Genomic DNA, 25,683 nt, shown 5'->3' with positions numbered 1-25,683 from the left:
GATGCGTGGGGTTGAAAACTTGCGGGTTTATTTGGTTTCCTTTATAATCCCGCCGCTGTAACGCAAAATTAATTTTGCGTTACATTCGCCACCGTAGCTCAGTTGGCAGAGCGAGCGATTCGTAATCGCTAGGTCACGAGTTCGACTCTCGTCGGTGGCTCAATAAAGACCTCCGAGTTCTTGAAGAACTCGGAGGTCTTGTTTTATTCGAAGACGTTTTGTCAACTAGCATAAGACCTTATTAGCAAAATTGGAAGGATGTAATTTCCATAAAGGGGATATGCTCTGCGGTGAGCTGAACTCGCCCCGTTGACGACATACAAGAACCCTTCAATGGAATAGATGAAAGGTTGTTGCTTACGAGATAAAATTGTTCATTCGTTCCAAAATAGAAATTGAAGTAGAAGTTTCCAACCTTCTCTTTGTATTCCTTGATAACACCATGAACACAAACTGTTTGACCCTCCATTGAAGGCGTGACCTTTGACCACAATAAACAAGAAGGGGTTGAAGTTGGAGTAGGTGTGTTGGTTGAAGTTGGGGTAGGTGTGTTGGTTGAAGAGGGAGAAAAGAAACTCACAGCCGCGCTCCACGTGTTTGCGATAATCATGTACGCCGCGAACAGTACGAGGAGAATGAGCGCGCCTTCAAGCCTGGAGGGGAGCCTTACTTTGTTTTGCGAGAGATACCCGATATAGACCACTATCAGGATAGCAAGGAGACCAACGCTCTCTAGGAAGTTCATCGCTCTACCACCTTACCCAATGCCTCATCTAAAAAGAGTTTGGGCTTTGATCCGCGCGTCACTGCATGGAAAAACTCAGAAAGCGATTGCACGCTCAAACAACCAACTGCATTCTGTTGCAGATCAAGCACCAGTTGCATTGCCCGCTCGCGCTTTTCGGGTTCTCCGCGATCAAACGCGTACACCAGCACATTGGTGTCAAGAAGAACGACGGTCATATCGCTTCATTCGGTCTTCATAAAGATCTTCGCGCATCCAGTCACGCTTTTTTCGAGGGACAGGATGTTTTTTGTCCTGATCGCGCATCATTTTGTAAAGACGCTGCATCGCATCGTTGTCGTAAGCCAAACGATAACCAGCGCGTTTCAACTCATTGTCGAGGGCGCGGCGAATGATCTCAGCTTCGCTGACGCCTCTTGTTTCGGCAACTCGTTTTAGCCGTTCTTCTTGACTCTTTTGGATGTAGATCTGCTTGCGAACCATCTTTTTCATTTGGTGCTCCTGTGACTATACATCACATTATACATCACGAAAACAGACTTCGTACCGCATCATGGAATACCTTCGTATGGTAATTTACATCCTCTTCGGTGATTTCGGGCGAGATCAATGCCATGTTGTGAAAGGGAGTCAGCAAGATGCCGCGGTTGAGGGCGAAGAGGTGCATGTAGCGGTCCAGTTCGGGGTCAATGGCGGCGTGAGCCTCTCCCCCGTTGCGGGGAGGCTTGGGGCGGAACCAGTATTCGGAGCGGTTGCCGAGACGTTTGACGATCCATGGCAGTTCGAATTCTTCGATGACCGATTCAACGCCTGCGGTGAATTTCTCTTGCAGGGCAATTGCTTTTGCATAAAAATCTTCTGTTAAAACATTTTGTAACGTCGCTTTCATCGCGGCAATTGATAAAGCATTGCCTGCCAATGTCCCGCCAATTCCGCCGACATCCGCGTCGTCTGTGTTGAGGCGCGCGGAGAATTGTTTACTCACTTCTTCAGTGAAGCCGTAGACTGCGGCGGGCACTCCTCCAGCGAGAGGTTTGCCTAGGGTGAGGAAGTCAGGTTGAAGGGCGAATGAAGCGGTGTATCCGCCTGGACTCGTACAGATGGTGTGAGTCTCGTCAATGATGAGATACGTCCCGTATTTTTTTGTGATCGCGCGCAGGGCATCGTGATAGCCCGCGTCGGGATGGATGATGCCGATGTTGGTCATCACAGGTTCGGCAAGGACGGCGGCAACGTCGCGGGCAGAGAGGGCGGTTTCGAGCGCGGCGATGTCGTTGAACTCGATGACCTTCGTCGTTTCGCGCGGGTCCACTTGCGGACCCATGTTGTTGGGGCGCGAAATCGGCGTGCCTTCTTCGTCGAGCGTGATGAAGGTTTCGTCCACCGAGCCGTGATAGCAATAATTGAAGACGAGAATTTTCGGGCGACCCGTGATGAGACGCGCCATGCGGAGGGCGAATCGATTCGCGTCGGTGGCGGTGAGGGCGAATTGCCAATAGGGAAGTTTGAATCTTCTTTGAAGTTCTTCGCCAACCCAGATCACATCTTCATACGGAAGCATGAGCGTGATGCCATTTTGAATTTGCTCGGTGACGGCATTGACTGTCGCGTCGGGCGAGTGACCCGTCATCGCGCCCGTGTCGCCGAGACAGAAGTCAATGTATTCGTTGCCGTCCACGTCTGTGAAACGCGCGCCCTTTGCCGATTTGACGAAAACAGGAAACGATCCCGCCCAGCGGATCATCCACAACATCGGCACGCCACCATGCAATGACTTGCGCGCGCGTTGGTAGAGTTCGTGTGATTTGGGGTGTTTCTGATGGAAGAGCTGTTCTTCGGTTTGGAGGAGTTGGGCGAGGCGGGAGCGGTTGAGGCTTGGGGGCATGATGCTATTCATCTGTGTTAGGGTAAATCTAATTCTGACAATGTTTTTTCCACCTCATCCAAAAATTCAGACAGTTTGACTGCTCTCTGTCCTTCTTTGCTAAAGTCGTGCTCGTCGGGCGCTGTTGTAATGTGCCTGTGCCATCGCCCGTCCACTTCATCACGCGCATATAACCTGATCCCGTTGTGAATTAAAGCCAGGCTTGTGGTTTGGTAGGGATCGTTGCGATAGACCTGCACGAACAAATCCGCCGAAATGGATAGACGCGCTTTTATCAGGTTTCGCGTTTGTTCTAGGATTTCCAGATCCACAAAATACTTGCGGTGTTTATATTCCCTCAGCAAATCAGACGCGATGCCAGAGACATTCATGCTTTTCCACTCAAGGATTTGAGTTTTTTGATTTCAGCCTGCATGTCTTCGATGGCAGTTACGGCCAATTCCCAATCAAAGTAATCCTGCTCGGCTTTGGAATCCAATTTAGCCGCCAGCGCCTTCTTTCGGAACGCGTCGAACGATACGGCATATTTTTCATGGAACTGCCGCGTCATGCTTTGATATTTGATGAGGTTTTTCTGCGCTTTTTCAAGCAACAATTCCGCCATCGCCTGTTCAGGTTTGCGGTTTGGAAAAAGTCGTTTGGCGCTGGTTTCGAGTGTATGGAGGGTCATGCCTGCCTCATTAATATCTAACCTTCAAATCGTCAAGCGTGTATTCGGATGGCTCGTCTTCCATGCCGCGCATGGCGGAGGCGAGCGAAAATCGCGACCATTCCAGTTCCTCCTGGCGCTCCGCTTTGGAGAGAAGGAACTCGAGAAAATCAACCACCGTTTCCTGATAGGAAGCGGGGAGTTTTTCAATATAGTTTTGGATCGTTTGATTCATTACCATGAGTCACATCCCATCAAGTGTGGTCACATGATTATGTCAACGAAACTTCTGCGCGTTTCCCCGTCGCTTCGTTGACGACGATCAATTCGCCCGCGTCTTCGCGCCCCACTTGTTCGTTGGCGTTGAGCAATTCGATGCCATAAATCGTGCCGTCGGGGGCAATGTCAACAACCAGCTCATCGCTCAGGCGAATTGCTTCCACCTCCGCGACTTTTTCTTGAAAACGGATGTAAGCAATGTTGTAACGAGGGTCATAAGTAAATTTCATCGCAAGACTCCTAGAAAAAACGGGTGATCACGGTAATGATGAGCCAATCTTCGACATTCTCTTCAACAGCAAAAACTTCAACTTGTTTTGTCGAGTATGCGCGGCCTCGCCATTGATCGTTGAAGGGAAAATTTCGACGAAAACCAACACGTCCGAACTTTGCGGGAAATCGCTCGCCCAGTTCGACCGTCGCGCGGGCTTCTTCCTCAGTTGCGCCGCGTTCCGCCAGCCTTTCAAGTGCGTGATGATGAAAGCGGACGTTCATTGCTGAAGGCATTATACATCACTCAAGGATGAACTTCTTTTCCGTAGTGGATTCGCCCGTTTTCCTGTGTACGAGTTTCCGTGTCTACTTAATCACATCCTTCAACGCTTCCCCAAATATCTTCAACCCATCGTTGACCTGCTCGCTCGTCACATTCAACGGCGGGATCCAGCGGAGGGTGTTGTCGTACGTTCCGCACGAGAGGAGCAACATTCCTTTTTCTTCGGCGGCGTGGATGACATCTTTCACCATCTGCTTTTCTTTGGCGCGGTTGCCGTTCGCGGTAAATTCCGTGCCGATCATCAGTCCCTTGCCGCGCACATCGCCGATCTGCGGATATTCCTCCTGCAGTTTGCGGAGTCCCGTCATCAATTGGATTCCTTTATCTGCGGCGTTCTCCAGCATCATTTCATCACGCATCGCGCGGATGGTGGCGACTCCCGCCGCGCAGGCGATGGCGTTTCCGCCGTACGTGCCGCCTATGGAGCCAGTGTCCACTTTTTTCATGATGTCGGTCCGCGTGAAGACGCCTGAGAGCGGCATACCTGAGGCGATTCCCTTGGCGGCGGTGATGATGTCGGGGACAACGTCGAAGTGTTCGAGCGCGAACCACTTCCCTGTTCTGCCGAATCCCGATTGGACTTCGTCGAAGATGAGCATGATGCCGTGCTTGTCGCAGATCTCGCGCAGTCCTTTCATGAAGGATGTCGGCGGGACAACGTATCCGCCCTCTCCCAAAACGGACTCGATGAGAATCGCGGCAGTCTCTTTCGGCGCGGTCTGCGAGGCGAGCAGATATTCGAGTTGTTCAAGGCAATATTGACTCGCCTGTTCTTCGGTCATGTTCATCGCGTACGCGTACGGAAACGGCGCGACGTACACTCCCGCCATCAGCGGAGCGAAACCCGCGCGGTAAATCGTCTTGGAGGTGGTGAGCGACATCGTGGCGTGTGTGCGTCCATGAAACGAGCCGTTGAAGACGATCACGTTCGGTCTGCCCGTGACGACTTTCGCGATCTTGACCGAGTTCTCCAGCGCCTCCGCGCCTGAGTTGGCGAAGTAAAACGAATCAATCGAGGGTGGAGAAATTTTCCGCAGTTCTTCGATGAGTTCTAGCATCGGCTTGTGGATGACGATGTTCGCCTGCGCGTGGATGAAGTTGCCCGCCTGCTCACGAATCGCTTCGACAACTTTCGGGTGGCAGTGACCCGTGTTCGCCACGCCGATGCCGCAGGTGAAGTCGAGCAGTTTGCGCCCGTCGTCGGTGTAGATGTACGATCCCTCAGCGCGGTCGGCGACGAAGTTGAAGATACGACTCCACGCGGGGGTCATGTGATGGAAGTTGTCTTGATAAAGTTGGCTGGTCATAAATAATCCTTTTCTGGGTATTGGCTATCAGGCTGTTTCGGCGGGTCGCGCAGCATCCTGCCTCAGTTCATGAAAGTCCGCTCAAGCGGACTCTTGGCGCCAGCCCCGAAGGGGCTTCCATGCACTGAGCAGGCGGCTTCAGCCCCGCTCATTGCGAATGGCTAGGTAAGTCCATCAGGCTTATAATTGCATCATTCATTCCATCATACTCGTTTGAACACCGAGGAGCAATCCATGGACCGAGAAAAACTTGCATTCATTAACCCTGCCACAGGAAACCAGTTTGGCGAGGTGACGATGTCCACGCCTGAGGAGGTGAAGCAGGCTGTGGACGAGATGCGCGCGTCCTTTCCTGCATGGAGCGGAAAATCTGTCAAAGAGCGAGTGCGCATCCTGAGAAAATTTCAAAACCTGTTGATCGACCAGCGCAACGAAATCTCCAGTGTGGTGAGTCAGGACACGGGCAAAAGCCGCCAGGATAGTTTAATCGAATTATTCGTCACTGTGGACATGCTCGCACAGAATTGCGCCAACGCCGCGAAGTGGTTGAAGAAACGGCGCGTTTCATCGGGCTTGTATTTTATGAAGAAGTGTATTATTGAACATCGTCCGCACGGCGTGGTGGCGGTGATTTCTCCATGGAATTATCCATTGATGATCTCATTAACGCCAATGCTTTCAGCGTTATTGGCAGGAAACACTGTTGTGCTAAAAACTTCGGAAATAACGCCTGCTGTTGGCGTATTACTCGAAACATTGTTCAAAACAATTCCCGAACTCGCTCTTTACGTGCGCGTGGTGCATGGAGACGGGAGAGTCGGCGCGGCTTTGACCAACAGCAGACCAGATTATATTTTTGTAACAGGCTCTACCGCTACTGGAAAAAAGATCATGCAAGCCGCCGCCGATAGTTTCATTCCAGTCACGCTTGAATTGGGCGGTAAAGATGCGATGATCGTCTTAGAGGATGCAGACCTTGACGCCGCCGCTCACTGGGGAACCTGGGGCGCATACTTTAACGCGGGGCAGGCATGTATGTCTGTGGAGCGCGTGTATGTGGTTGAGTCCAAGTATGATGAGTTTGTGAAACGCTCCGTTCAATACACAAAAGAGATCAATAGCGGATTTACCTTAGACGAAAACAGTCCGTATCAATTTGGTCCCATCACTGACCCGCGCCAAATTCAAATCATTGATGAGCATGTAAAAGACGCCGTTGACAAAGGCGCGCGCGTGCTTTGCGGCGGCAAAGAATCTGGCGCTTTTTACAAACCCATGGTGATGGTGGATGTGAACCATTCCATGAAATTGATGCAAGAGGAAACCTTTGGTCCGATCATGCCGATTATGAAGGTGCGGGATGAAGAGGAAGCCATCCGCCTTGCTAATGACAATTCGCTTGGGCTTGCCGCTTCGGTGTATAGCAGAGATCAAGCGCGCGCAACACGAGTAGCAGAAAAACTTGAAGCCTCTTCTATTATTATCAACGACAGTCTTGCTCAATATGGAATACCCATGCTTCCTTTAGGCGGCGTAAAAGATTCTGGGATTGGCACAACGCACGGGCGCGAGGGATTGTTAGAGTTCACTCGTCCGTACAGTTACGCCATCGGCGGCGCTCCTCCCAAATGGGACGTCGCCACCATCATGCGCAAACTCGGCAACTACGATCTCGGCGTGGCGATCATGGGCGTCGTCTACGGCACGACGTTGAAACAAAAATGGGAAACGCTTTCCCAATTTTTACACAGAGGCAAGAAAGACAAAGTTGCTTCGAGCGTAAAACCTGAACCTGTGGGCACAAAGTAAAAACAAACGAGGATTAGAGAATTAGGAGAATTGAGGATGAGACGTTGATCGTCTCATCCTCAATTACTATTTACCAATTACCAAAACCAATTCTCCAATCCTCCAATTCTCTCTTAACTCTGCGCCACCATCACATGTTTCGTGATCTGATAATCGCCGATCGCTTCCGCAGACAAATCCTTGCCGAAGCCCGATTGCTTGAATCCGCCGTGCGGGGTTTCGGAGGTCAAGGGGAGATGATCGTTGACCCAAACTGTACCAAATTCCAGTTGCGAAGAGAGGCGCATCGCGCGTCCGATGTCGCGGGTGAAGATCGAGGCGGCGAGTCCATACAACACATCGTTGCCCTTGCTCAGCGCATCTGCTTCATCCGAAAATTCCTGCACGGTCACAACGGGTCCGAACACTTCCTGTTGCACGATTTCAGAATCCTGTTGCACGTTTGCGATCACCGTCGGCTCGTAGTAATAGCCGTTATCAAATCCCTTCGGCACGCCGCCGCCCGTGAGAATTTTCGCGCCAGCGGATTTCGCGCGATCCACGAATCCAGACACGCGCTCGCGCTGGACTTTGGAGATCAACGGACCCATCTGGACTCCATCTTCAAACGGAAGCCCCACTTTGACATTCTTCATCGCCTCGACAACCGCTTCTTGCATGACCTTCGACTTGCCTCGCTCGACGTAGAGTCTGGTCGCCGCTGTGCAATCCTGCCCCGTGTTGAGCGTCGCCGCCATCGAAGCCTTCGCCGCGACAAGTTCGGGATCGGAATCATCGAACACGATGAACGGAGCCTTGCCGCCAAGTTCGAGATGCACGCGCTTTAATGTATCCGCCGCGGTCTTCATAATTTTCTTGCCCGTGCCAGTGGAGCCAGTGAGACTCACCATGCGCACATCGGGATGCTCGACGATGGCTTGACCCGCGTCGTTGCCGCCAGAGATGATGTTGACGACGCCATCGGGGATGCCCGCCTCTTTGATAATTTCACCAAGCATCAGCGACGTGAGAGGCGTGCCAGGCGCGGGCTTCAACACGATGGTGCATCCCGCCGCGAGCGCGGGACCGATCTTCCACGCCGCCATCATCACGGGATAATTCCACGGCGCGATCTGCCCGACCACGCCGACAGGTTCGCGCCGATAAATGGACGTGTAGCCCGTCATGAATTCGCCCGCGTGCGAGCCGTGCGTATCACGCGCCGCGCTTGCGAAGAAGCGGAGATTATCTACTGCAAACGGAATATCGCCGCCGAGACTCACGAACTCGTACGGCTTGCCCGTGTTCTCCGATTCGACCTTCGCCAATTTTTCCGCGTTGGCTTCCATCAAGTCGGCGAGTTTCCAAATAATTTTTGAACGCTCACTCGGAGTCTTCTTCGACCAGCGACCATCATAGAACGCGGTCTTCGCGGCTTGCACCGCGCGATCCACATCCTCGCGGCTGGCGTCCACCACCTCTGCGATATTCTTCCCCGTCGCAGGGTCTTCAATCGACATCATCTTCCCACCCTTGGAATCCTCCCACTTGCCGTCAATCCAAAGTTTGTAGTTCATGGTTTCTCCTTGTATTCCCTCATCCCCAACCCTTCTCCCAAAGGGAGAAGGGAGTCCCCTCTCCAACGGGAGAGGGTTAGGGTGAGGGTGATTTACGCACCCAACCGTATCGCCACCAATTGAATATTCGTCATATCTTCCATCGCAAACTTCAAGCCCTCGCGCCCGAGTCCGCTTTGGCGGTTGCCGCCGTAGGGCATGTGATCGGCGCGGAAGTTCGGCGTGTCATTGACGATAACACCGCCGAAGTTCAATCGTTTTACCGCTTTGAGCACTCGGTTCACATCGTTGGTGAAAACGCCGACTTGCAAACCAAACTTTGAATCATTGGCTTGCTTCAACGCCGTTTCAAAATCATCGCTCGAAATGACGGATGCCACAGGACCGAACGTTTCCTCCGCCACAACTTTCATATCCGATTCAACGTTCGTGAGCACCGTCGGATAATATACAGCGCCTTCGCGTTTGCCGCCCGTCAACACCTTCGCGCCCGACCCTTGCGCCTCGTTGACCCAACTTTCGATTCGATCCACTTCCTTTGAGTCGATCATCGGTCCCACATCCACGCGCTCATCGAGCGGATCGCCCACCACCATTGCCTCCGTCGCTTTGACGAACTTTTCCGAGAACGGTTCGAACACTTTCTTCTCGCTGTAAATCCGTTGCACCGAAATACAAACCTGCCCCGAGTTGTAATATGCGCCGACCGCGCAGCGTTTGGCGACGAAATCCAGATCCGCATCGGGCGCGACGACCACAGGTGATGTGTTGCCGAGTTCGAGAGTCACTTTTTTGATTCCAGCCACAGCCAAGATATGCCGACCAATTTCAGGCGATCCCGTGAACGTAATCTTGTCCACGCGCTCGTCGGTAATGAGCCACTCGCCCACCGTCCCGCCGCCGCCGACCACGAGATTGATCGCCCCAGCAGGGACTCCCGCCTCATGCAAAATTTGGCACAACTTCACCGCCGCGAGCGGAGTCGTCGTGGCGGGCTTCAACACCACCGTGTTGCCCGCAGCGAGCGCGGGAGCCACTTTATGCGCGACCAGGTTGAGGGGAAAATTGAACGGACTGATCGCCGCGATCACACCAACGGGACGGCGGGTCCAGAATCCGAAGAATCCTTCGCCGCTTGGAACCGCGTCCAGCGGAATCGTTTCGCCGTGCAATCGTTTTGCTTCCTCAGCAGCGATCGTGAACGTGCTTTGAGCGCGATCCACTTCGGCGCGCGCAAACTTGAGCGCCTTGCCCGCCTCCGCGGCAATGGTCTTTGACAAATCCTCGGATCGTTCGCGGATCAGACTCGCCACGCGCAACAGAATATCGGCGCGTTTGTGCGCGGGCATATCTGCCATCACATCTTCGGCGCGTTCGGCGGCATCTATGGCTTTGTTCAAATCCTCTTTAGTGGCGGTTTGAACCACACCGACCGTTTCGCCGCTGTATTTATTCTTCACCTCCAGCGGAGTCCCGCTCCCGCCCCATTGACCGTCAATCAACAATTTGTATTCCATTTCGTTCTCCATGAAATTGATTTGCGTAAAGCATGGTTATTAGTGTACGCGATGATACTTTCAAAAACTTTGCAAACCTTTTAGAGGCTAGAGACTAATCTCTAATCTCCAGTCTCTGCTCTAACCCTGCGCAACCATCACATGCTTCGTGATCTGATAATCGCCAACCGCCTCCGCCGATAGATCCTTGCCGAAACCCGATTGTTTGAACCCGCCGTGCGGAGTTTCGGAGGTGATCGGCAAATGGTCGTTGACCCAGACCGTGCCAAACTCCAGTTGACTCGTGAGCCGCATGGCGCGACCGACATCTTTGGTGAACACAGACGCCGCCAAGCCGTACAACACATCGTTGCCGAAATGCAACGCCTGTTCTTCGTTGTCAAATTCCTGCACGGTGATGACGGGACCAAACACTTCGCTTTGCACGATCTCCCAATCCTGTTGAACATCCGAGATGACCGTCGGCTCGTAGTAATAACCTTTTTGCAAATCTTTCGGCACGCCGCCGCCTGTGAGGATTTTTGCTCCTTGTGATTTTGCACGATCAACAAATCCACTCACGCGCTCGCGTTGAATGCCAGAGATCAACGGACCCATCACCACGCCATCGTCAAACGGCAGACCGACTTTTGTATTCCTCATCGCTTCGACAACCGCTTCGCGCATATCTTTGGCGCGACCTTTTTCCACGTAGATACGCGTCGCGGCGGTGCAATCTTGCCCTGTATTCGCCGTCGCAGCAAAGGACGCTTTCGCCGCGACGAGTTCGGGATCCGAATCGTCGAACACGATGAACGGCGCTTTGCCTCCCAGTTCAAGATGGACGCGCTTCAACGTATCCGCCGCGGTCTTCATCACTTTTTTGCCTGTGCCTGACGAACCCGTCACGCAGATCATGCGCACGTCGGGATGCTCTGTCAACGCCTGACCCGCGTCGTTGCCGCCAGCGATGATGTTGACCACGCCGTCGGGAATCCCCGCTTCTTTTATTAATTCAGCAAGCATCAACGTGGTGAGCGGAGTCCCAGGCGCGGGCTTCAACACGATCGTGCAACCCGCCGCGAGCGCGGGACCGATCTTCCAGCCCGCCATGTTCAACGGATAATTCCACGGCGTGATCTGCCCGATGACTCCCACAGGCTCGCGCCGATAGATGGACGTGTATCCCGCCATGAACTCGCCCGCGTGCGATCCATGCGTATCGCGCGCGGCGGTGGCGAAAAATCTCAGGTTGTCAACAGTAAACGGAACGTCGCTTGCAAGACTCAAAAATTTATACGGCTTGCCCGTGTTCTCACTTTCGACGCGCGCAAATTCCTCCGAATTGGCTTCGAGCAAGTCCGCCAGTTTCCAGATCGCCTTCGAGCGGTCGCTCGGCGTCTTGCGCGACCAACGCCCATCATAAAACGCGGACTTCGCGGCTTGCACAGCCTTGTCCACATCCGCCCGCGACGCGCCCTGCACCTCCGCGATTCTTTCGCCCGTGGCAGGATTCTCGATCTGCATCTTCTCGCCGCCTTGCGAATCCACCCACTTGCCGTCGATCCAAAGTTTATAGTCCATCTTTTCTCCTCGTGAGAATTTTAGGAACATGGCTTACGTGTAGTTGGCGTTCTCTAACGCCAACTATTCACTCGGCGCGTTAGAGAATGCTCCCTACGCATGGTTCCGCATAGGCTCTGATGATGTTGAAATTATACAGAGACGATTAATCGTTGGCAATTCATTTATTCCGAAATGGACGAGGGAGGGTAAACACGTATACACGTAGACAAGTAAACAAGTTTCCCATGTGTACGTGTTTACCTGTGTACTTGTGTACCTGTCTACCGAATCCCATACGGAAACCCATACTCCGCCATCCGCTCCATAAACGGGATCGGATCGAACGCTTCGGGTCCCAGCACGCCCGCGCCCTTCCAGATTCCTTTTTCGAGTAACTCCATCGCGATGACGGGCGTGAACGCGGTCTGCGCGACGACCGCCTGGCAGTTCCACTTGCTCATGCACTCTTGATTATCGGCGACTTGATAAAGGTAAACTTCTTTTTGCTTTCCATCTTTTGTGCCTTTCACCCACGTCCCTGCGCAGGTTTTGCCGTGCATCTTGTCGCCGAGGTGCGCGGGATCGGGCAGGCACGCGGCGACCACATCGCGCGGTGAGACTTCGACTCCTTTGACTTTGATCTTTTCCTTGTTGTCTAAATTTAACTTGTGAAGGGTCCGCAACACATCAGTGAATTCATCGCCGAGACCGTATTTGAATGTGACACGTTTGACATTCTTGATTCCACGCGGCACAAGCAGGACTTCCTCATGCTCCACGTTGACCACTTCCACTTTGCCGATGCCTTCGGGGAAGTCGAACATTTCGGGTTCGGAGAACGGTGCGGTGGTGAACCAGCCTTTGCCTTCTTCGTACACAACGGGCGGATTCAAACATTCTTCAATCGTCGTCCAAATTGAAAATGTCGGCGCGAATTTGTAGCCTTCCACATACAGGTCGCCGCCGTCGCGCACGCCGATCTCGTCAATCTCGTCGAAGAGATGATCTGCCGCGTAACGCGCGAACACATCTGCCATGCCAGGTTCCACGCCGAAACCGACGAGGGCGAGCAGACCTTTTTTCTCCCAATCCTTCGCTTTATCGAACTGATAATCGCCGAGTTTGACTCCAACCTTATTGAATGGGTCGGTCGGATGCGGCTCGGAGAGGGTCATCGCCATATCCATGTAGTTCGCGCCAACATTGTACGCCGCGTCGAAAATTTGTTTGTTGAATACGGGGTCCACCGCGTTCATAATGAGGTCAACGTTGTATTTCTTCGCCAGCGCTTCGATGCTTTCCTGTTTGCTGGCGTCAATCGCTTCGATCGGGAATCGTTCCGCATCCCCCAATTTCTTTTGCACCTCCTCGGCGCGTTTGATGTTGTAATCGGCAAGCACCATTAACTTCATCCACTCACGTGGTTTTGCAATGGCGGCAATGGCTTCCCCCACTCCCCCAACCCCTACGAGTAAGACTCGCATAAAATCCTTTCGGTTGGCTCCGCGTCCCATCTATGCGCGGGGGCGGACAAGTTTGTGTTGAACTGGCTTTTGTACGTTCCTAAATTGATCTAGCAACTTGCGAGCGCAAAGTGAACTTTGCGGTACGGTATCGGGGGCGGACAAGTTTGTGTTGAACTGGCTTTTGTACGTTCCTAAATTGATCTAGCGACCCGCAAGCGCAAAGTGAACTTTGCGGTACGGTATCGGGGGGCGGACAAGTTTGTGTAGCGGTAGTAATGACTTCAGTCGTTCAGATATGGAAACGACTGAAGTCGATACTACGTTGTCAGGTTTGAATAAAATCGACGAAACCGAATCAGCCGTCCCCGGCGATTGAAGCGGGGGTGGATAAAGATTGGAGGCTGGAGGTTAAGTCTCCAGTCTCCAATCTCTCTTCTTTAAATCTAGTTGCTGCCTTTTACTTCCACCCAAATATCATCGTAGAGCGGCGTGGCGTCGCCGACATCTTCGATGCCGTGTCCGTTCGCCACGACTTCGGCGGGCGGGTTGGTGATCGGCGAATCGGCGTAGGCGCTATACACTTCCGGTTGATTCGCTTTGGCGTATTCCAACGCGGCTTTGTTCGGGTTCGTGTATTGGAAATCGCGCATGGTGAGCCAGAAGATATCGCCTTGCATCATGTAGTTCAGCCAGGCATAAGCCGCATCGGCGTGAGCGGCGTCTTTTAGCATCACAAAGTTATCCTGCCAAAGGATGGGACCTTCGGTCGGGTAAATGTATTGGATGGCTGGATTCTCCTGGTTGGCGATATATGCCTCGCCGGTCCAGACCATGCCGAGGTCCGCGTCGCCGGCGATTAGCGCGGTCTTGGGGCTATCGCTATCGAACACTTTGATATTGGCGACGAGTTCAGCCAGTTTTGCCTTGGCTTCATCGAGTTGAGCGGGGTCGGTGGTGTTGACATCGTACCCAAGCGTGAGGAGGGTGATACCGATGACCGCGCGCGAATCGTCAATGAAGACCATCTTCCCGGCGTACTCCGGTTTCCACAGGTCTGCCCACGATTGGGGCACGTTATCAACCGCGTCGGTATTCACCACGATCGCATCGGTGCCGGCAAGGTAGGGGACGCTATATTTGTTGCCCGGGTCGAAGCTTTTGTCCAACCAGCCCGTGTCGATGTTCTTCAAGTTGGGCAGTTTGGCTTGATCGTACTCTTGCAACAAGCCCTGGCGGATCATCAATGGGACGATGTAGTCGGTCGGCTGGACGAGATCGTACGCCGTGCCGCCCGCAGAGACCTTGGCGTACATTTCTTCGTTGCTGGAATATTCATCGCGGTTCAACTTAATACCGTAGACGAGTTCGAAGCAATCGAGCATGTCTTGCGGGAAGTATTCCGTCCACACGAAGACGTTCAACTCGGTCGAGGTCACTTCTACGCGCGGGCTTGGCTCCGGGCATGTAAAGCCGCTGGAGGTAACCTTTGCGCCGTCTGTTGTTTGAGGCTCCGAAGGTTGTTCGCCTCCGCCGCCGCAGGCTGTGAGGATCAGGCTGATTGCCATGACCAATCCCAGCCACTTCATGGTGCTTTTGTGATTCATTTCTCTCTCCTTCTAAAAAGATTTTGTTACATTGGCAACGCGGAGACTCCGCGAAATACCTGAAGTCGCGCGAACTGAAGTTCGCATGACGAGACTTTCATTTAATGCTGTTTCGCCTCGCGGTTTTGGAGCCATTGCAAAATCAACACCACGGAAAAGACTGTCAGAATCCAAACAGTGGACAGGGCGTTGACCTGCGGCGTGATGATCCTGCGAAGCAGACCGTAGACGTAAATTGGCAATGTTGTTGAGCCCGGCCCGTTGGTGAAGAAGGTGATGACGAAATCGTCGAGCGACAGGGTGAACGCCAGCAACGCGCCGGAAAGAACGCCGGGCAGGATCATGGGGAAGGTGACGCGGCGGAACGTCGTCCATTCGTTGGCGCCGAGGTCCATGGCGGCTTCTTCGTAGGATTTGTCGAAGCCCTGCAAACGCGCCTGCACAACGAGAGTCACGAACGGAACGCTAAAGGCGATGTGGCTGACGATGACGGTACCCAAGCCCATGCTGAGTCTCGAATCGCCCGTCAAACCGAGCGAACCGTTGATGACACCGAACAACTGACTGAAGAGCGTCAGGATGCCGATACCCATCACGATCTCTGGTATGACGATGGGGATGTATAGCGAAAGTTGCGAGAAGGGTTTAAGTTTAAACTCGTAGCGTTGAAGCGCCAACGCCGCCATGGTGCCGATGACCGAGGAAATCAGGGTGGAGACGATGGCAATCGTGAGGGTATTCCCCGCCGCCTCGGCGACATCCTTGTCTTTTGCAAGTTCGCAAAACCAGTGGAACGGTCCGCACGGGCTGGCAATGACCAGACTGCCGTCCATCACGGTTTTGTCGCTAAAGGTCGGAACGAATCCTTCAAACGTGACGTTCGCCCGCGACGCGTTGAACGAGAACAGAATCAGCACAATGATCGGCGCATATAAAAACACATACACCAACATTGCCGTAGAAAAGATAAAGGGGTGACGACGATGGGGGTTCATGCCGCAACGATCTCCTCTCCGAAGCCGAATTTGCGCGTGTAGAAATACGTCACGATCAGGGTCATGATCATCAGGATCAACGAAGCGGCGCTGCCGAAGGTTGGGTCGCGCGCGTCGAGAAATTGACGTTGGATCAGGTTGCCCACCAGAATCACCTGCCTTCCGCCGAGAATATCGGAGACGATGAAGGTGCCCATCACCGGGATGAACACCAAAATGGTGCCAGCCACCACGCCCGGCATCGAGAGCGGAAGCGTGACCCGCGCAAAGGTTTTGAGTCCGTTCGCGCCGAGATCGGCCGCGGCTTCATATAAGGAGTTGTCAATTTTTTCAAGGGAAGTGTAGATCGGCAGGATCATGAACGGCAGAAATTCGTAGACCATGCCCACCAACACAGCGCCCGGCGTGTACAACATTTCCAACGGCGTGAAAGGGATGTTGAACAAGCCCGCCAGCCAGCCCAAACCCAAATTGATCACGCCTTGCGTGCGCAGTAACATCATCCACGCATACACGCGGATGACGAAGTTCGTCCACAGCGGAATCAAGACCATGAACAAAAAGGTGTTCCGACGCAAGGGATGTGCGCGCGCGATAAAATACGCCAGCGGGTAAGCCAAAAGGATCACCAGCGCCGTTGTGTTGAACGCCAGCGACAGCGAACGCCAAAGAATCTGCAGATACAATGGGTCGAAGCATGAAGCCTGTCCATTGTCGCAATCCGTGCTGTAGCCGAGCAGGCGAATGTAATTATCCAGCGAGAACGAATAGATCACATCGCCGTCGGGGCTGCGTTGCCCGAAAGAAACAACCAAAGTAAGCAACAGCGGGATGATCAACAAGCCGATCATCCACAACATGGTTGGGCTTGCCAACAGCGTGCCTTGCGCCGATTTATTCTCACGCAATCGTTTCAACATGGCGCTACTCCTTTTTCAACACGAGAACATTTTCGGGCATCATCACCAGCGTCACGTCCTGCCCGACCGTGTAGAACGAGCCGGGGTCGAGCCGCGAAATGCGATTCTGCTCGAACACTTTCACGCGCTTCCCCATCAAGTCCACATACACGTGCGTGTCGGTGCCGATATACACCGTGTTCGTCACTTTGCCCTTGAACGTATTTTGATTCATCGGCTTCTCCGAGATCAGCACTTTCTCCGGGCGGATCGAAACTGTGATTTCCTCTCCGTTAACCAAACCCGGTGAGACGGGGATGCCGGTCACCTCGGCGTTCAATTCGGGGATAGAAACCACCGCTTCCTCTTTCGACAGCGACTTGATTCGCCCATCGAAGAAGTTCGACTCCCCGATAAAGTCTGCCACGAACTTGTTCGCCGGGCGTTCGTAAATTTCCACCGGTGTCCCCATCTGCTGGACCTTGCCCTTGCTCATCACGGCGATGCGGTCGGACATGGTCATGGCTTCTTCCTGATCGTGAGTCACGTAGACGAAGGTGATGCCCAGTTGCTGTTGCAACGCTTTGAGTTCGAGTTGCATGTCTTTGCGCAGTTTCAAATCCAACGCGCCGAGCGGCTCATCGAGCAGTAACACGTCCGGCACTTTGACCAGCGCGCGCGCCACCGCGATGCGCTGTTGCTGACCGCCGGAGAGTTGTTTGGGCTTGCGGCGTTCCATGCCGGTCAGTTGGACCATCTCCAACACATGCTTGACGCGCTTCTCGATCTCATCCTTTTGCGCGCCTTCCATCTCCAGACCGAAGGCAATGTTCTGGAAAACGGTCAAATGCTGGAAGAGAGCATAGCTTTGGAATACGGTGTTGACCTTTCTTTGGAAAGGCGGCGTGCGCCCCATCGCCTTTCCTTCGATATACACCTCCCCCTCGGTGGGCCACTCGAACCCGGCGATCATTCTCAGCGAGGTGGTCTTGCCGCACCCCGACGACCCGAGCATCGAGAAAAATTCGCCGTTCTTGATCTGCATGGTGACGTGATCAACGGCATTCAGTTCGTTTCCCTCCGGCGTGATGAACTTCTTTACGACATCTTGCAATTCCACTGCAAACTCGGCTGTCATAATACTCTTCTCCTCAGAGCAGGATTTGCTGATTGTACAATAATTTGCAGGACTTACGCAGTTAGCGGGCAGTTACACTGCCGCCGCCGCAGTGCAACTGCGGCGCAACAGGTTCAACTGCGTCAGTCCTAATTTCTTTACTTGCTCTACACAAAACGTCCCGCAGACTTGTCCTGAGTTCATCGAAGGGTTGCCTCGCGCGACGCGGCTCAGTCCGCAGACCCTGCGGGACGGTGCGTGATTTCAGCTATTTCACAACCAGCACAGGCGTTGTGGAATAACGCATCACATGCTCCGCGACGCCGCCTAACAGCATGTTGGCGAAGCCGCCTGCGCCGCGCGAGCCCATCACGATCAAATCTGGCTGTGACTCTTCCGCGGCGCGCAGGATGGCCTCCGCCGCGGGACCCTCCACCACAACGGCAGAGACTGCGATGCCATCCGCCTTGAGTTTTTCAGCCACTTCTTCGACAATCTCTTTCGCGTCTTCCGAGAGGGCTTGCTTATATTCTTCCGTCATGGCGGCGGCGCGTTTGCGCAACACAACAGACGATTGGTAGGCATACATCACTTCCACGCTGGCATTCAAGGTCTTCGCCAGATCGCTGGCGTACTTCACCGTTTTCGCCGCGTGTTCCGAGCCGTCGGTTGGTAATAAGATTTTTTTGATCATGGGGTTCTCCTCTGTTAATCTTCCTCAATCGGAACTTCCACATCGGGCTGGTCCTTCTTCACGAACTTTTTCAGGATCGGATACAAAATAGGACCCGTGGCTATCGCCGCAATGGACAAATATAACGCGCTGATACCCTCCTCCTGAATGGTGCTGACCACAGCCAGCGCAAGGACGCCGACAGGGAAGATGGTAATCAAGAATATCCCAAACCAACCTCCAGGCACGCGATACGGACGCTTCATCTTCGGGTATTTGACGCGGAACGCGATCAACGCGGCAAACTCCAACAGCAACGCCGCCGAATAGACGATCACATCCACAACGACGAGACTGGCGAACGCGCTCAACGTGAAGAACGAATAGATCGTGGCGCACACGATGATTGCCACCCAGGGAGTCTCGAACTTTGGGTGCACTTTCGTAATCGCTTTCGGCAAGTACCCATCTTCCGCCATAACGAAGGGCAGGCGCGAAATGGAAAGCAATAACGCGTTGAACAAACCCACCGCGCTAACCAAGCCGCCGATTGCCAGCCACGCCCCCAACCATTGACCTCCGATCTGCGCCGCAATTTCGGGGAAGTATCCCGCCGTCCAACCGCTCCAATCGGAGGCGACTGCCAGACCCGCAAGCACAGGCAACAGATAGGCGATGGTCACCAGCGGAATTGTCCACGCCAGCGCGCGCGGGTAATTGCGGCGCGGATTGTCAATCTCTTCGCTGACCGTGGACACGCCATCCCAGCCGAGGTAATTCCACATGACTACGAACAAGCCTACGCCGAATGCGCCGAGGAAGGTGGAGTCGGGCGGGATGAACGGCTCCCACACGCGGACAGGATTCTGAAAGAGGCGAAACAGCCCGATGACGGACATGACCGCAAACGGGGCAAGGATGAAGATGCCGAACCAGTTGGAAGAATCCCCGACGCCTTTTGATCCGCGGATATTAATCGCAGTAAACACCCAGATCACGACCAGGGTGACGCCCCAGTGGATCCATTCGTTTTCCAGCGCATGGACGTTGAATTGTTGGACAAGCAACGTGGAAAGGTAATCGGCAAACAGCACAGGGTAGATCGCCATGTCTACAAACGAGGTGACCCAACTCCACCAACCTTCTTGAAATCCCCAGAACGGGCCGAGCGCTTTCTTCACCCACGCGTAATAGCCGCCTTGAACAGGCATGGCGGTTGAAAGTTCCGCCACCATCAGCGCGGTGGGCAGGCTCCAGATCAGCGGCGTAAGCAGGATGAGCAACAACGCCATGCCAGGACCCGAATAGCCGACCAAATCTTCAAGCCCATACGCGCCGCCGCTCACGCTGAAAAACATGATCATCACCAACGGCAGGAGCGTCAGCCGCCGTTGTATGACTCGGATGGGGATGTTGCCAGTAGAAATATCTGCTGTGGTTGTCATGGTGTCTCTCTCCTAACGGCTGGACTTCACCGCGAGCCAATACTCTTCATATAACTGCGCGGCGGTCGGGTTCAGATTTTTAACCAGCGTGGCTCCCAGCAAGGCATCTTGCGGAGGATTCGAAGCAAGGCTGGCAATGTATCCATCGTAAAACGCCGCGTTGTTTTCCCTCAAATAATCGAGGGCGGCGGCGTTGGGAGTGGAATACGGGTATGCTTGAATGATGAGCGCCGCGTTCGCTGGCTCGAGCACGTAATTCATAAAGGCTATGGCGGCATCAGCATGAGGCGCGTCGGCGGGAATCGCCATGTTATCGAACCAGATACCCGCGCCTTCCTCAGGCAGGACATAGACCAGATTCGGGTTTGCGATTTCCGCCAGAGCGGCATTGCCGTTGTACATCACGCCCACCCACGCGTCGCCCGACAGCAAGTAATCCTCGGGAGCGTCCGCGTCGAACGCGACGATGCCTGGCGCGAGCTCGATCAATGTATCGCGGGCGGCGGCAAGCCTTTTTGGATCGGTTTCGTTCTTGTTATATCCCAACGACAACAAGGCGATACCCATCATCTCGCGGGCGTCATCCAAAACAACAATGTGACCAGCCAGTTCGGGCCGCCAGAGATCGCTCCAACTGGTGATCGGCTCCGAAACTTTCGTCGAGTCGTACACAATGCCAGTTGTCCCCCACAAATAGGGCAGGCTGAATTTATCGTTTTTCACCCCAGGTCGGCGGCTGTTGCCACCGCGCGGGTCAAAGTACGGATGCAAAAAGGCAGAGTCAATGTTGGTGTAATTTGGGATGGTTTCCAAATCCAACGCGAGCAGGGCATTTTGATTGATGAGTTGTTCCACCGCATAATCACTGGGAAGGATCAGATCGTACTTGCCAGGCTTATCTTTCAACCCCGCAAGCATTTCCTCGTTGGAGGAATAGGTTTCATAATTCACCTTAACCCCCGTTTGCTTCTCAAAGCCCGCGATCACTTCTTCAGGAACGTATTCTGTGAATCCATACAGATTCAATTCTGTGGAGGTGACTTCGGGAGCCTTGGGCGCGCACGCAACAAGCGCGCCGCCTACAACGACGAACAATAACGATATTGCCAGTAACCGTTTGTGCATTATTCTCTCCTTCCAACTCTGTAATTCACCGTTACGCGGTAAGGTTGTCCTTGCGCAAGAGCGACACAAATGTCGCGTTACGGATGCAACTTCTAAATTATAAACCTTTCACCACAACATCAACCGCGTCTCGCAAGCGATTCAGTCCTTCATCTATTTCACTCTGTTCGATGATGAGCGGCGGTTCGATGCGGATGGTTTGGGCGCTGGTGAGTGTGCCAGCGACTAGCACTCCGCGTTTGAATAATTCTGCCGCGACCTTGTAGCCGAGTTCGGGAGTCTGGAAGTGTTGACCGATGAGCAGTCCCTTGCCTGTGACTTTTTTGTACAACTGCGGAAACTCGTCGGCGAGTTCGGTCACTTTTTCGATGAGATAACTGCCCTTCGTCGCCGCGCCCTCCCAAAGTCGGTCACGAAGCGTGATGTTGATCGTCGCTATCGCCGCGGCGCAGGCGAGCGCGTTCCCGCCTGTCGTCGTCGTGTGCATGAACGGATTCGGATACATCATCGGCTTGAAGATTTCTTCGGTGGTCGTCACCGCGCTGACGGGCATCACGCCGCCGCCGAGGGATTTCGCCGTGGCGAGGATATCGGGGGCGACGTCCCAATGGTCAACGCCCCACAGCCTCCCCGTCCGACCGAGACCCGTTTGCACTTCATCCGCAATGAGCAGGACGTTATGTTTTTTCGTCGCGGCGCGGACGCGGGACCAGAAATCGTCGGGCGGGACGATGGCTCCCGCTTCGCCCTGGATCGGCTCGAATAAAACGCCCGCCACGCCGATGCCGACGTTGGCGCAAATGTCGAGTTGACGTTCGAGCGCGTCCGCATCGCCGAACGGGACGTGATAAATTTGCCCGCCGTAGAGCAAGCCCATCGCCTGACGATAATCCGCTTTGCCCATCATCGAAAGCGAACCCATCGTCTTGCCATGAAACGCCTTGACCGCCACGATGAACGCGGACTTGCCCGTGTAGAGTTTTGCGATCTTGATCGCCGCTTCGATGGCTTCGGTGCCGCTCGCCGCGAACCAGGAATATTTCAAGTCGCCTGGCGTGATGTCTGCCATGAGTTTGCCGAGCGCGCCGCGCAAGGGATCGAGCAATTCCTGCGAAGGCATGGGCGCGCGCTTCACTTGCGCGATGACCGCTTCGACAACTTCGGGATGACACCAACCCAAGTCCAACATGCCGAAGCCGCCGAGCCAGTCAATGTATTTGCGTCCCATCACATCGGTGAACGTGGAGCCTTTGCCCGACCATTCGACCGAAGCCCAATCGCCCGCCTCCGTCACGGACTTGCGATATTCCAGCCAGCCGCGATTGAAATGCTCGGCAAAGTTGTTTTTCGATTCTTCGATGATCCATTTGGCTTGGTCTTGTTGAGGAAAGTTGTCTTGTTTGATGATGTCGAGCCAGGTGTTTGAGTAGTTGAGGGCGTTGGTGTAGTTCATAAGATTCCTTGAGGGTAGAGATTGGAGATTGGAGATTGCGAGAATTAGAGAATTAGAGAATTGGTAATTGGCGGTTCTCCATCAGGGTGATTCTTTTTCGATGGGCGCTTGCTCTTTCAAGGTATTCCAAATTACAGTCAAGACCGATTCAATGTTGTTCATAACGTCGTTATTCCAAAATCGCAGGACGGTAAATCCTTTGGATTTCAGATAGTTTGTTCTTGCTTCGTCGTATTCTTCCTGCTCCAAATGTTGACTTCCATCCAATTCAATAATCAGTTTCCTGCGTGGAGAGCAAAAGTCAACGATGTAGTTGGCGATGGCATGTTGATTCCGAAAATGGACATCGCCCATACGGTGCGCTCGCAAGTGTTTCCAAAGTTTGGCTTCCGCTTCGGTCACGTTGCGATGAAGTTGTTTGGCGCGCCCGAAGATTTTCGGCGTGGTGCGTTTATGCAATTGGACCTCCGACCCCCACCCTGCCCTCCCCCAATTGAAGAACACAATTGGGGGAGGGTATAACACGAGTTGGGATGCGAATATTGTTTTCATGAAAAATTCTCATTCCACTTCGGCGGGATGGGGTCAGTTGCGACCCCCACCCTGCCTCCCCCAAAAGCAAACACCGCTTTTGGGGGAGGGAGAGCAACGGCAGGGAGGTGACAAATGTTTTCATAATAAATTCTGTTCCCCTTCCCCCATTCATGCTCTTTGAATGGGGGAAGGACGGGATGGGGGTCAAGAGCTCGCCACTCCTCTAATCCTCAGAACTTCCTCGTCCACTCCTTCGGCCACCTCTCCACCACCACCTTCTTCTGCGTGAAGAACTCCACCGCGTCCATGCCTTGCCCGTGCATGTCGCCGAAGAACGAATCCTTCCAACCGCTGAACGGGAAGAACGCCATCGGCGCGGCGACACCGATGTTGATGCCGATGTTGCCCGCTTCGGCTTCGTAGCGAAACTTCCGCGCGGCAGAACCCGACGACGTGAACAGGCTCGCCTGATTTCCATATTGTCCGCTGTTGACCAATTCAATCGCCTCGTCCACCGTCTCGACGTGCATGAGACTCAACACGGGTCCGAAAATTTCTGTTTTTGCGATCTCGCTCCCGCGCGGGACATCTGCCAAAATGGTCGGACGCACGAAATTACCTGCTTCATAGCCTGGGATGGAAACCCCGCGTCCATCTACGGGGAGGCTTGCTCCTTCTTTGATGCCGAGTCCAATCAACGACTCGACTCTCGCCTTCGACGCCGCGTTGATGACGGGTCCCATCTGGACACCTGAGTCGAGTCCGTAGCCGACGACGCGCGACGAGGCGGCGTCGCAGATCGCTTCACTAAAAGTTGATCGGGCTGAACCAACTGTCACTGCGAAAGAAACGGCGAGACAGCGTTGTCCCGCGCATCCGAAAGCGGAGTCCGCAATGATCTTCGTCGCCATGTCCATATCCGCATCGGGCAAGACGATGACGGGATTCTTCGCTCCGCCCTGCGCCTGCACGCGTTTGCCATGCGCGGCGGCGGTGGCGTAAATATATTTTGCGACATTGGTCGAGCCGACGAACGTCACCGCGCGAATGGACGGGTGTTCGAGGATCGCATCCACCACATCCTTTGCGCCGTTGACGAGATTGACCACGCCCTTCGGAAAACCAACCTGCTCGATGAGTTTCATAATGAACTGCATCGTCATCGGAACTTTTTCAGACGGCTTGATGATGTACGTGTTGCCCGCCGCGAGCGCATACGGCAGATACCAAAACGGAATCATGCCAGGGAAGTTGAACGGCGCGATCGTGGCGCACACCCCAACGGGCTGACGGATCATCAACTCGTCTATGCCTGTGGCGATGTCTTCGACGAACTCGCCCTTCATCATCATCGGCATCCCGCACGCCACTTCGATATTTTCGTACGCGCGCACCATCTCGGCTTTTGCCTCTTCGAACGTCTTGCCCGCTTCGTTCGTGATGAGCCTGCCGATCTCATCCGCGTTCTCGTGCATCAGATTCCGCAGCTTGAATAAATATTGCACGCGGTCGTTGACGGGCGTCCGTCGCCACGCAGGCAACGCCTCACTTGCCGCCCTCGCCGCTGAGTCCACATCCGCTTTTGTGCCGAGGGGAGTCTTGGCGATGATCTGCCCTGTGGCGGGGTTGATGACGTCGAAGTATTCTTTTGTGCTGGGTTTTGTCCATTGGTTGTTGATGTAGTTGAGGATTTCCATGTTTCACCTAGGTAAAGGATTAGAGATTGCAGACAAGAAATTTGACATCTACATTCTTTTGTAAAACATAAACGCCGTTCCTAAGCCCGTAACAAAGGGCATCAAAAATAGTAGATCGAAAAAATTATTGAGTTTCAAAATATAAACAATACATATAGTTAATATGTGTATTGCTAAAAACCACGAAGTCACTGGAGCATTAAAGGTCTTTCTATCATCAAAAAACAAAGTGAAATAAACCAGAATCAAACCTGCAACAATTGGTGAATACACCAGAATATCATTGCTAAAAGTGACTGTTGGAAATAGAGATACAACAAAGAAAAACCGAAAGTACCTATTAGAAACAAACGCCTGTTTTTTTATAGTAACAAGAATTACTAACAATGCAATTGGCAATATTAAAAGCCTATAGTCATAAAAATCGCCGTAAAGGTACTTATTCCATGTAACTCCCCAAAAAATTAAAAAGATAGCTAAAGGAAATTGAGACAATCTGCCACCACGTAACTCTTGTTGTGGATAAGGACGTGTAGTGGCAGATGGTGTAAAAAAATTAATTACATTGTCTACAAGTCTTCTTGCTGACAGTGAAGCCGTAGTAAAAATTGTAGTCCACGAACTTGGTTCTAAATTTGTTTCATTTTTACGGTTGTTACCAAACCCGTAAACTCCAATTATTATCAGCAAAACAACAGTAATTATTGCGACCCAACTAAGATTCGGCAATAACCATTGACCAAGAGCAATCAATAAAGCAATTAATTCAGGTTTTGACATTTGGTCACGATCTTGGGAATCATTCATGATTTTGCTCCATTGCCTTA

The 25,683-nt window shown here is 53.2% G+C and carries 26 protein-coding genes and 1 tRNA gene; 2 read left to right on the top strand and 25 right to left on the bottom strand.

All coding sequences use genetic code 11. From position 1 onward, the window contains the following. The first annotated feature begins 87 nt into the window (after nucleotides 1–87). A tRNA-Thr gene (locus tag AC16KF_RS12515) sits at nucleotides 88–160 on the top strand. Nucleotides 161–241: 81 nt separating this feature from the next. Here the strand turns inward: AC16KF_RS12515 and AC16KF_RS12510 are convergent. From AC16KF_RS12510 to AC16KF_RS12465, 10 genes are all read right to left on the bottom strand, one after another. Continuing rightward, on the bottom strand, nucleotides 242–745 hold the full coding sequence (locus tag AC16KF_RS12510) for a hypothetical protein (protein ID WP_484037662.1): 504 nt from the start codon (nucleotides 743–745) through the stop codon (nucleotides 242–244). Further along, nucleotides 742–963, bottom strand: a complete 222-nt coding sequence (locus AC16KF_RS12505) for a PIN domain-containing protein (protein WP_484037661.1) — start codon at nucleotides 961–963, stop codon at nucleotides 742–744. The genes AC16KF_RS12510 and AC16KF_RS12505 overlap by 4 nt, the downstream gene beginning before the upstream one ends. After that, nucleotides 944–1,237, bottom strand: coding sequence for a ribbon-helix-helix domain-containing protein (locus tag AC16KF_RS12500; RefSeq protein WP_484037660.1), 294 nt, complete (start codon nucleotides 1,235–1,237; stop codon nucleotides 944–946). Before AC16KF_RS12500 ends, AC16KF_RS12505 begins: the two co-directional genes overlap by 20 nt. Nucleotides 1,238–1,271: 34 nt before the next feature. Continuing rightward, nucleotides 1,272–2,630: an aspartate aminotransferase family protein gene (locus tag AC16KF_RS12495; RefSeq protein WP_484037659.1), complete on the bottom strand. Its 1,359-nt coding sequence runs from the start codon at nucleotides 2,628–2,630 to the stop codon at nucleotides 1,272–1,274. A 17-nt stretch (nucleotides 2,631–2,647) separates the two neighbouring features. After that, on the bottom strand, nucleotides 2,648–3,001 hold the full coding sequence (locus AC16KF_RS12490; protein ID WP_484037658.1) for a hypothetical protein: 354 nt from the start codon (nucleotides 2,999–3,001) through the stop codon (nucleotides 2,648–2,650). Then, on the bottom strand, nucleotides 2,998–3,300 hold the full coding sequence (locus AC16KF_RS12485) for a hypothetical protein (protein ID WP_484037657.1): 303 nt from the start codon (nucleotides 3,298–3,300) through the stop codon (nucleotides 2,998–3,000). The genes AC16KF_RS12490 and AC16KF_RS12485 overlap by 4 nt, the downstream gene beginning before the upstream one ends. Before the next feature lie 10 nt (nucleotides 3,301–3,310). Beyond that, nucleotides 3,311–3,520 (bottom strand): DUF2281 domain-containing protein, encoded by a 210-nt coding sequence (locus AC16KF_RS12480; RefSeq protein ID WP_484037656.1) that lies wholly within the window; start codon nucleotides 3,518–3,520, stop codon nucleotides 3,311–3,313. Nucleotides 3,521–3,551: 31 nt separating this feature from the next. After that, complete coding sequence (locus AC16KF_RS12475) at nucleotides 3,552–3,788, bottom strand: DUF2283 domain-containing protein (protein WP_484037655.1); 237 nt, start codon at nucleotides 3,786–3,788, stop codon at nucleotides 3,552–3,554. Between the two features lie 10 nt (nucleotides 3,789–3,798). After that, complete coding sequence (locus AC16KF_RS12470; RefSeq protein ID WP_484037654.1) at nucleotides 3,799–4,065, bottom strand: hypothetical protein; 267 nt, start codon at nucleotides 4,063–4,065, stop codon at nucleotides 3,799–3,801. 72 nt (nucleotides 4,066–4,137) lie between these two features. Further along, on the bottom strand, nucleotides 4,138–5,421 hold the full coding sequence (locus AC16KF_RS12465) for an aspartate aminotransferase family protein (protein WP_484037652.1): 1,284 nt from the start codon (nucleotides 5,419–5,421) through the stop codon (nucleotides 4,138–4,140). 234 nt (nucleotides 5,422–5,655) lie between these two features. Here AC16KF_RS12465 and AC16KF_RS12460 point away from each other — a divergent pair, with 234 nt between their 5' ends. Further along, complete coding sequence (locus AC16KF_RS12460; RefSeq protein WP_484037651.1) at nucleotides 5,656–7,230, top strand: aldehyde dehydrogenase family protein; 1,575 nt, start codon at nucleotides 5,656–5,658, stop codon at nucleotides 7,228–7,230. Between the two features lie 113 nt (nucleotides 7,231–7,343). Here the strand turns inward: AC16KF_RS12460 and AC16KF_RS12455 are convergent, their stop codons facing one another. The 15 genes from AC16KF_RS12455 to AC16KF_RS12385 form a co-directional block, all read right to left on the bottom strand. Then, nucleotides 7,344–8,786 carry a gamma-aminobutyraldehyde dehydrogenase gene (locus tag AC16KF_RS12455; protein WP_484037650.1) on the bottom strand — a complete coding sequence of 481 codons (1,443 nt, stop codon included), beginning with the start codon at nucleotides 8,784–8,786 and terminating at the stop codon, nucleotides 7,344–7,346. A gap of 92 nt (nucleotides 8,787–8,878) precedes the next feature. Beyond that, nucleotides 8,879–10,303 (bottom strand): aldehyde dehydrogenase family protein, encoded by a 1,425-nt coding sequence (locus AC16KF_RS12450; RefSeq protein ID WP_484037649.1) that lies wholly within the window; start codon nucleotides 10,301–10,303, stop codon nucleotides 8,879–8,881. Between the two features lie 120 nt (nucleotides 10,304–10,423). Then, nucleotides 10,424–11,866: a gamma-aminobutyraldehyde dehydrogenase gene (locus AC16KF_RS12445; protein ID WP_484037648.1), complete on the bottom strand. Its 1,443-nt coding sequence runs from the start codon at nucleotides 11,864–11,866 to the stop codon at nucleotides 10,424–10,426. 263 nt (nucleotides 11,867–12,129) lie between these two features. Continuing rightward, nucleotides 12,130–13,332, bottom strand: coding sequence for a saccharopine dehydrogenase family protein (locus AC16KF_RS12440; protein ID WP_484037647.1), 1,203 nt, complete (start codon nucleotides 13,330–13,332; stop codon nucleotides 12,130–12,132). Nucleotides 13,333–13,757: 425 nt separating this feature from the next. Beyond that, on the bottom strand, nucleotides 13,758–14,918 hold the full coding sequence (locus AC16KF_RS12435; RefSeq protein WP_484037646.1) for a polyamine ABC transporter substrate-binding protein: 1,161 nt from the start codon (nucleotides 14,916–14,918) through the stop codon (nucleotides 13,758–13,760). Between the two features lie 101 nt (nucleotides 14,919–15,019). Further along, nucleotides 15,020–15,913: an ABC transporter permease gene (locus AC16KF_RS12430; RefSeq protein WP_484037645.1), complete on the bottom strand. Its 894-nt coding sequence runs from the start codon at nucleotides 15,911–15,913 to the stop codon at nucleotides 15,020–15,022. Then, the gene (locus AC16KF_RS12425) at nucleotides 15,910–16,833 is read right to left on the bottom strand and encodes an ABC transporter permease (RefSeq protein ID WP_484037644.1); all 924 of its coding nucleotides are present in this window, start codon (nucleotides 16,831–16,833) and stop codon (nucleotides 15,910–15,912) included. Before AC16KF_RS12425 ends, AC16KF_RS12430 begins: the two co-directional genes overlap by 4 nt. A 4-nt stretch (nucleotides 16,834–16,837) precedes the next feature. Next, nucleotides 16,838–17,950 carry an ABC transporter ATP-binding protein gene (locus tag AC16KF_RS12420; RefSeq protein WP_484037643.1) on the bottom strand — a complete coding sequence of 371 codons (1,113 nt, stop codon included), beginning with the start codon at nucleotides 17,948–17,950 and terminating at the stop codon, nucleotides 16,838–16,840. 247 nt (nucleotides 17,951–18,197) lie between these two features. After that, on the bottom strand, nucleotides 18,198–18,623 hold the full coding sequence (locus AC16KF_RS12415) for a universal stress protein (protein WP_484037642.1): 426 nt from the start codon (nucleotides 18,621–18,623) through the stop codon (nucleotides 18,198–18,200). Between the two features lie 14 nt (nucleotides 18,624–18,637). Continuing rightward, nucleotides 18,638–20,047, bottom strand: coding sequence for an APC family permease (locus AC16KF_RS12410; RefSeq protein WP_484037641.1), 1,410 nt, complete (start codon nucleotides 20,045–20,047; stop codon nucleotides 18,638–18,640). Nucleotides 20,048–20,059: 12 nt separating this feature from the next. Continuing rightward, nucleotides 20,060–21,172: a polyamine ABC transporter substrate-binding protein gene (locus AC16KF_RS12405; RefSeq protein ID WP_484037640.1), complete on the bottom strand. Its 1,113-nt coding sequence runs from the start codon at nucleotides 21,170–21,172 to the stop codon at nucleotides 20,060–20,062. 97 nt (nucleotides 21,173–21,269) lie between these two features. After that, complete coding sequence (locus AC16KF_RS12400; protein WP_484037639.1) at nucleotides 21,270–22,625, bottom strand: aminotransferase class III-fold pyridoxal phosphate-dependent enzyme; 1,356 nt, start codon at nucleotides 22,623–22,625, stop codon at nucleotides 21,270–21,272. A gap of 81 nt (nucleotides 22,626–22,706) precedes the next feature. Further along, on the bottom strand, nucleotides 22,707–23,177 hold the full coding sequence (locus tag AC16KF_RS12395; protein WP_484037638.1) for an endonuclease domain-containing protein: 471 nt from the start codon (nucleotides 23,175–23,177) through the stop codon (nucleotides 22,707–22,709). A 212-nt stretch (nucleotides 23,178–23,389) separates the two neighbouring features. Beyond that, nucleotides 23,390–24,856 carry a CoA-acylating methylmalonate-semialdehyde dehydrogenase gene (locus tag AC16KF_RS12390; RefSeq protein WP_484037637.1) on the bottom strand — a complete coding sequence of 489 codons (1,467 nt, stop codon included), beginning with the start codon at nucleotides 24,854–24,856 and terminating at the stop codon, nucleotides 23,390–23,392. A gap of 48 nt (nucleotides 24,857–24,904) precedes the next feature. Next, on the bottom strand, nucleotides 24,905–25,663 hold the full coding sequence (locus AC16KF_RS12385; RefSeq protein ID WP_484037636.1) for a hypothetical protein: 759 nt from the start codon (nucleotides 25,661–25,663) through the stop codon (nucleotides 24,905–24,907). Nucleotides 25,664–25,683 lie beyond the last annotated feature (20 nt).

This window comes from Candidatus Defluviilinea gracilis, assembly GCF_057138825.1.
The sequence above is the reverse complement of the archived record's forward strand: the minus strand, read 5'-3'. Positions and strand labels throughout refer to the sequence as shown.

What these genes read in the sequence shown, in the direction of transcription:
- AC16KF_RS12510 (WP_484037662.1), bottom strand. Translation starts at nt 745, where the DNA reads ATGAACTTCCTAGAGAGCGTTGGTCTCCTTGCTATCCTGATAGTGGTC.
- AC16KF_RS12505 (WP_484037661.1), bottom strand. Translation starts at nt 963, where the DNA reads ATGACCGTCGTTCTTCTTGACACCAATGTGCTGGTGTACGCGTTTGAT.
- AC16KF_RS12500 (WP_484037660.1), bottom strand. Translation starts at nt 1,237, where the DNA reads ATGAAAAAGATGGTTCGCAAGCAGATCTACATCCAAAAGAGTCAAGAA.
- AC16KF_RS12495 (WP_484037659.1), bottom strand. Translation starts at nt 2,630, where the DNA reads ATGCCCCCAAGCCTCAACCGCTCCCGCCTCGCCCAACTCCTCCAAACC.
- AC16KF_RS12490 (WP_484037658.1), bottom strand. Translation starts at nt 3,001, where the DNA reads ATGAATGTCTCTGGCATCGCGTCTGATTTGCTGAGGGAATATAAACAC.
- AC16KF_RS12485 (WP_484037657.1), bottom strand. Translation starts at nt 3,300, where the DNA reads ATGACCCTCCATACACTCGAAACCAGCGCCAAACGACTTTTTCCAAAC.
- AC16KF_RS12480 (WP_484037656.1), bottom strand. Translation starts at nt 3,520, where the DNA reads ATGGTAATGAATCAAACGATCCAAAACTATATTGAAAAACTCCCCGCT.
- AC16KF_RS12475 (WP_484037655.1), bottom strand. Translation starts at nt 3,788, where the DNA reads ATGAAATTTACTTATGACCCTCGTTACAACATTGCTTACATCCGTTTT.
- AC16KF_RS12470 (WP_484037654.1), bottom strand. Translation starts at nt 4,065, where the DNA reads ATGCCTTCAGCAATGAACGTCCGCTTTCATCATCACGCACTTGAAAGG.
- AC16KF_RS12465 (WP_484037652.1), bottom strand. Translation starts at nt 5,421, where the DNA reads ATGACCAGCCAACTTTATCAAGACAACTTCCATCACATGACCCCCGCG.
- AC16KF_RS12460 (WP_484037651.1), top strand. Translation starts at nt 5,656, where the DNA reads ATGGACCGAGAAAAACTTGCATTCATTAACCCTGCCACAGGAAACCAG.
- AC16KF_RS12455 (WP_484037650.1), bottom strand. Translation starts at nt 8,786, where the DNA reads ATGAACTACAAACTTTGGATTGACGGCAAGTGGGAGGATTCCAAGGGT.
- AC16KF_RS12450 (WP_484037649.1), bottom strand. Translation starts at nt 10,303, where the DNA reads ATGGAATACAAATTGTTGATTGACGGTCAATGGGGCGGGAGCGGGACT.
- AC16KF_RS12445 (WP_484037648.1), bottom strand. Translation starts at nt 11,866, where the DNA reads ATGGACTATAAACTTTGGATCGACGGCAAGTGGGTGGATTCGCAAGGC.
- AC16KF_RS12440 (WP_484037647.1), bottom strand. Translation starts at nt 13,332, where the DNA reads ATGCGAGTCTTACTCGTAGGGGTTGGGGGAGTGGGGGAAGCCATTGCC.
- AC16KF_RS12435 (WP_484037646.1), bottom strand. Translation starts at nt 14,918, where the DNA reads ATGAATCACAAAAGCACCATGAAGTGGCTGGGATTGGTCATGGCAATC.
- AC16KF_RS12430 (WP_484037645.1), bottom strand. Translation starts at nt 15,913, where the DNA reads ATGAACCCCCATCGTCGTCACCCCTTTATCTTTTCTACGGCAATGTTG.
- AC16KF_RS12425 (WP_484037644.1), bottom strand. Translation starts at nt 16,833, where the DNA reads ATGTTGAAACGATTGCGTGAGAATAAATCGGCGCAAGGCACGCTGTTG.
- AC16KF_RS12420 (WP_484037643.1), bottom strand. Translation starts at nt 17,950, where the DNA reads ATGACAGCCGAGTTTGCAGTGGAATTGCAAGATGTCGTAAAGAAGTTC.
- AC16KF_RS12415 (WP_484037642.1), bottom strand. Translation starts at nt 18,623, where the DNA reads ATGATCAAAAAAATCTTATTACCAACCGACGGCTCGGAACACGCGGCG.
- AC16KF_RS12410 (WP_484037641.1), bottom strand. Translation starts at nt 20,047, where the DNA reads ATGACAACCACAGCAGATATTTCTACTGGCAACATCCCCATCCGAGTC.
- AC16KF_RS12405 (WP_484037640.1), bottom strand. Translation starts at nt 21,172, where the DNA reads ATGCACAAACGGTTACTGGCAATATCGTTATTGTTCGTCGTTGTAGGC.
- AC16KF_RS12400 (WP_484037639.1), bottom strand. Translation starts at nt 22,625, where the DNA reads ATGAACTACACCAACGCCCTCAACTACTCAAACACCTGGCTCGACATC.
- AC16KF_RS12395 (WP_484037638.1), bottom strand. Translation starts at nt 23,177, where the DNA reads ATGAAAACAATATTCGCATCCCAACTCGTGTTATACCCTCCCCCAATT.
- AC16KF_RS12390 (WP_484037637.1), bottom strand. Translation starts at nt 24,856, where the DNA reads ATGGAAATCCTCAACTACATCAACAACCAATGGACAAAACCCAGCACA.
- AC16KF_RS12385 (WP_484037636.1), bottom strand. Translation starts at nt 25,663, where the DNA reads ATGAATGATTCCCAAGATCGTGACCAAATGTCAAAACCTGAATTAATT.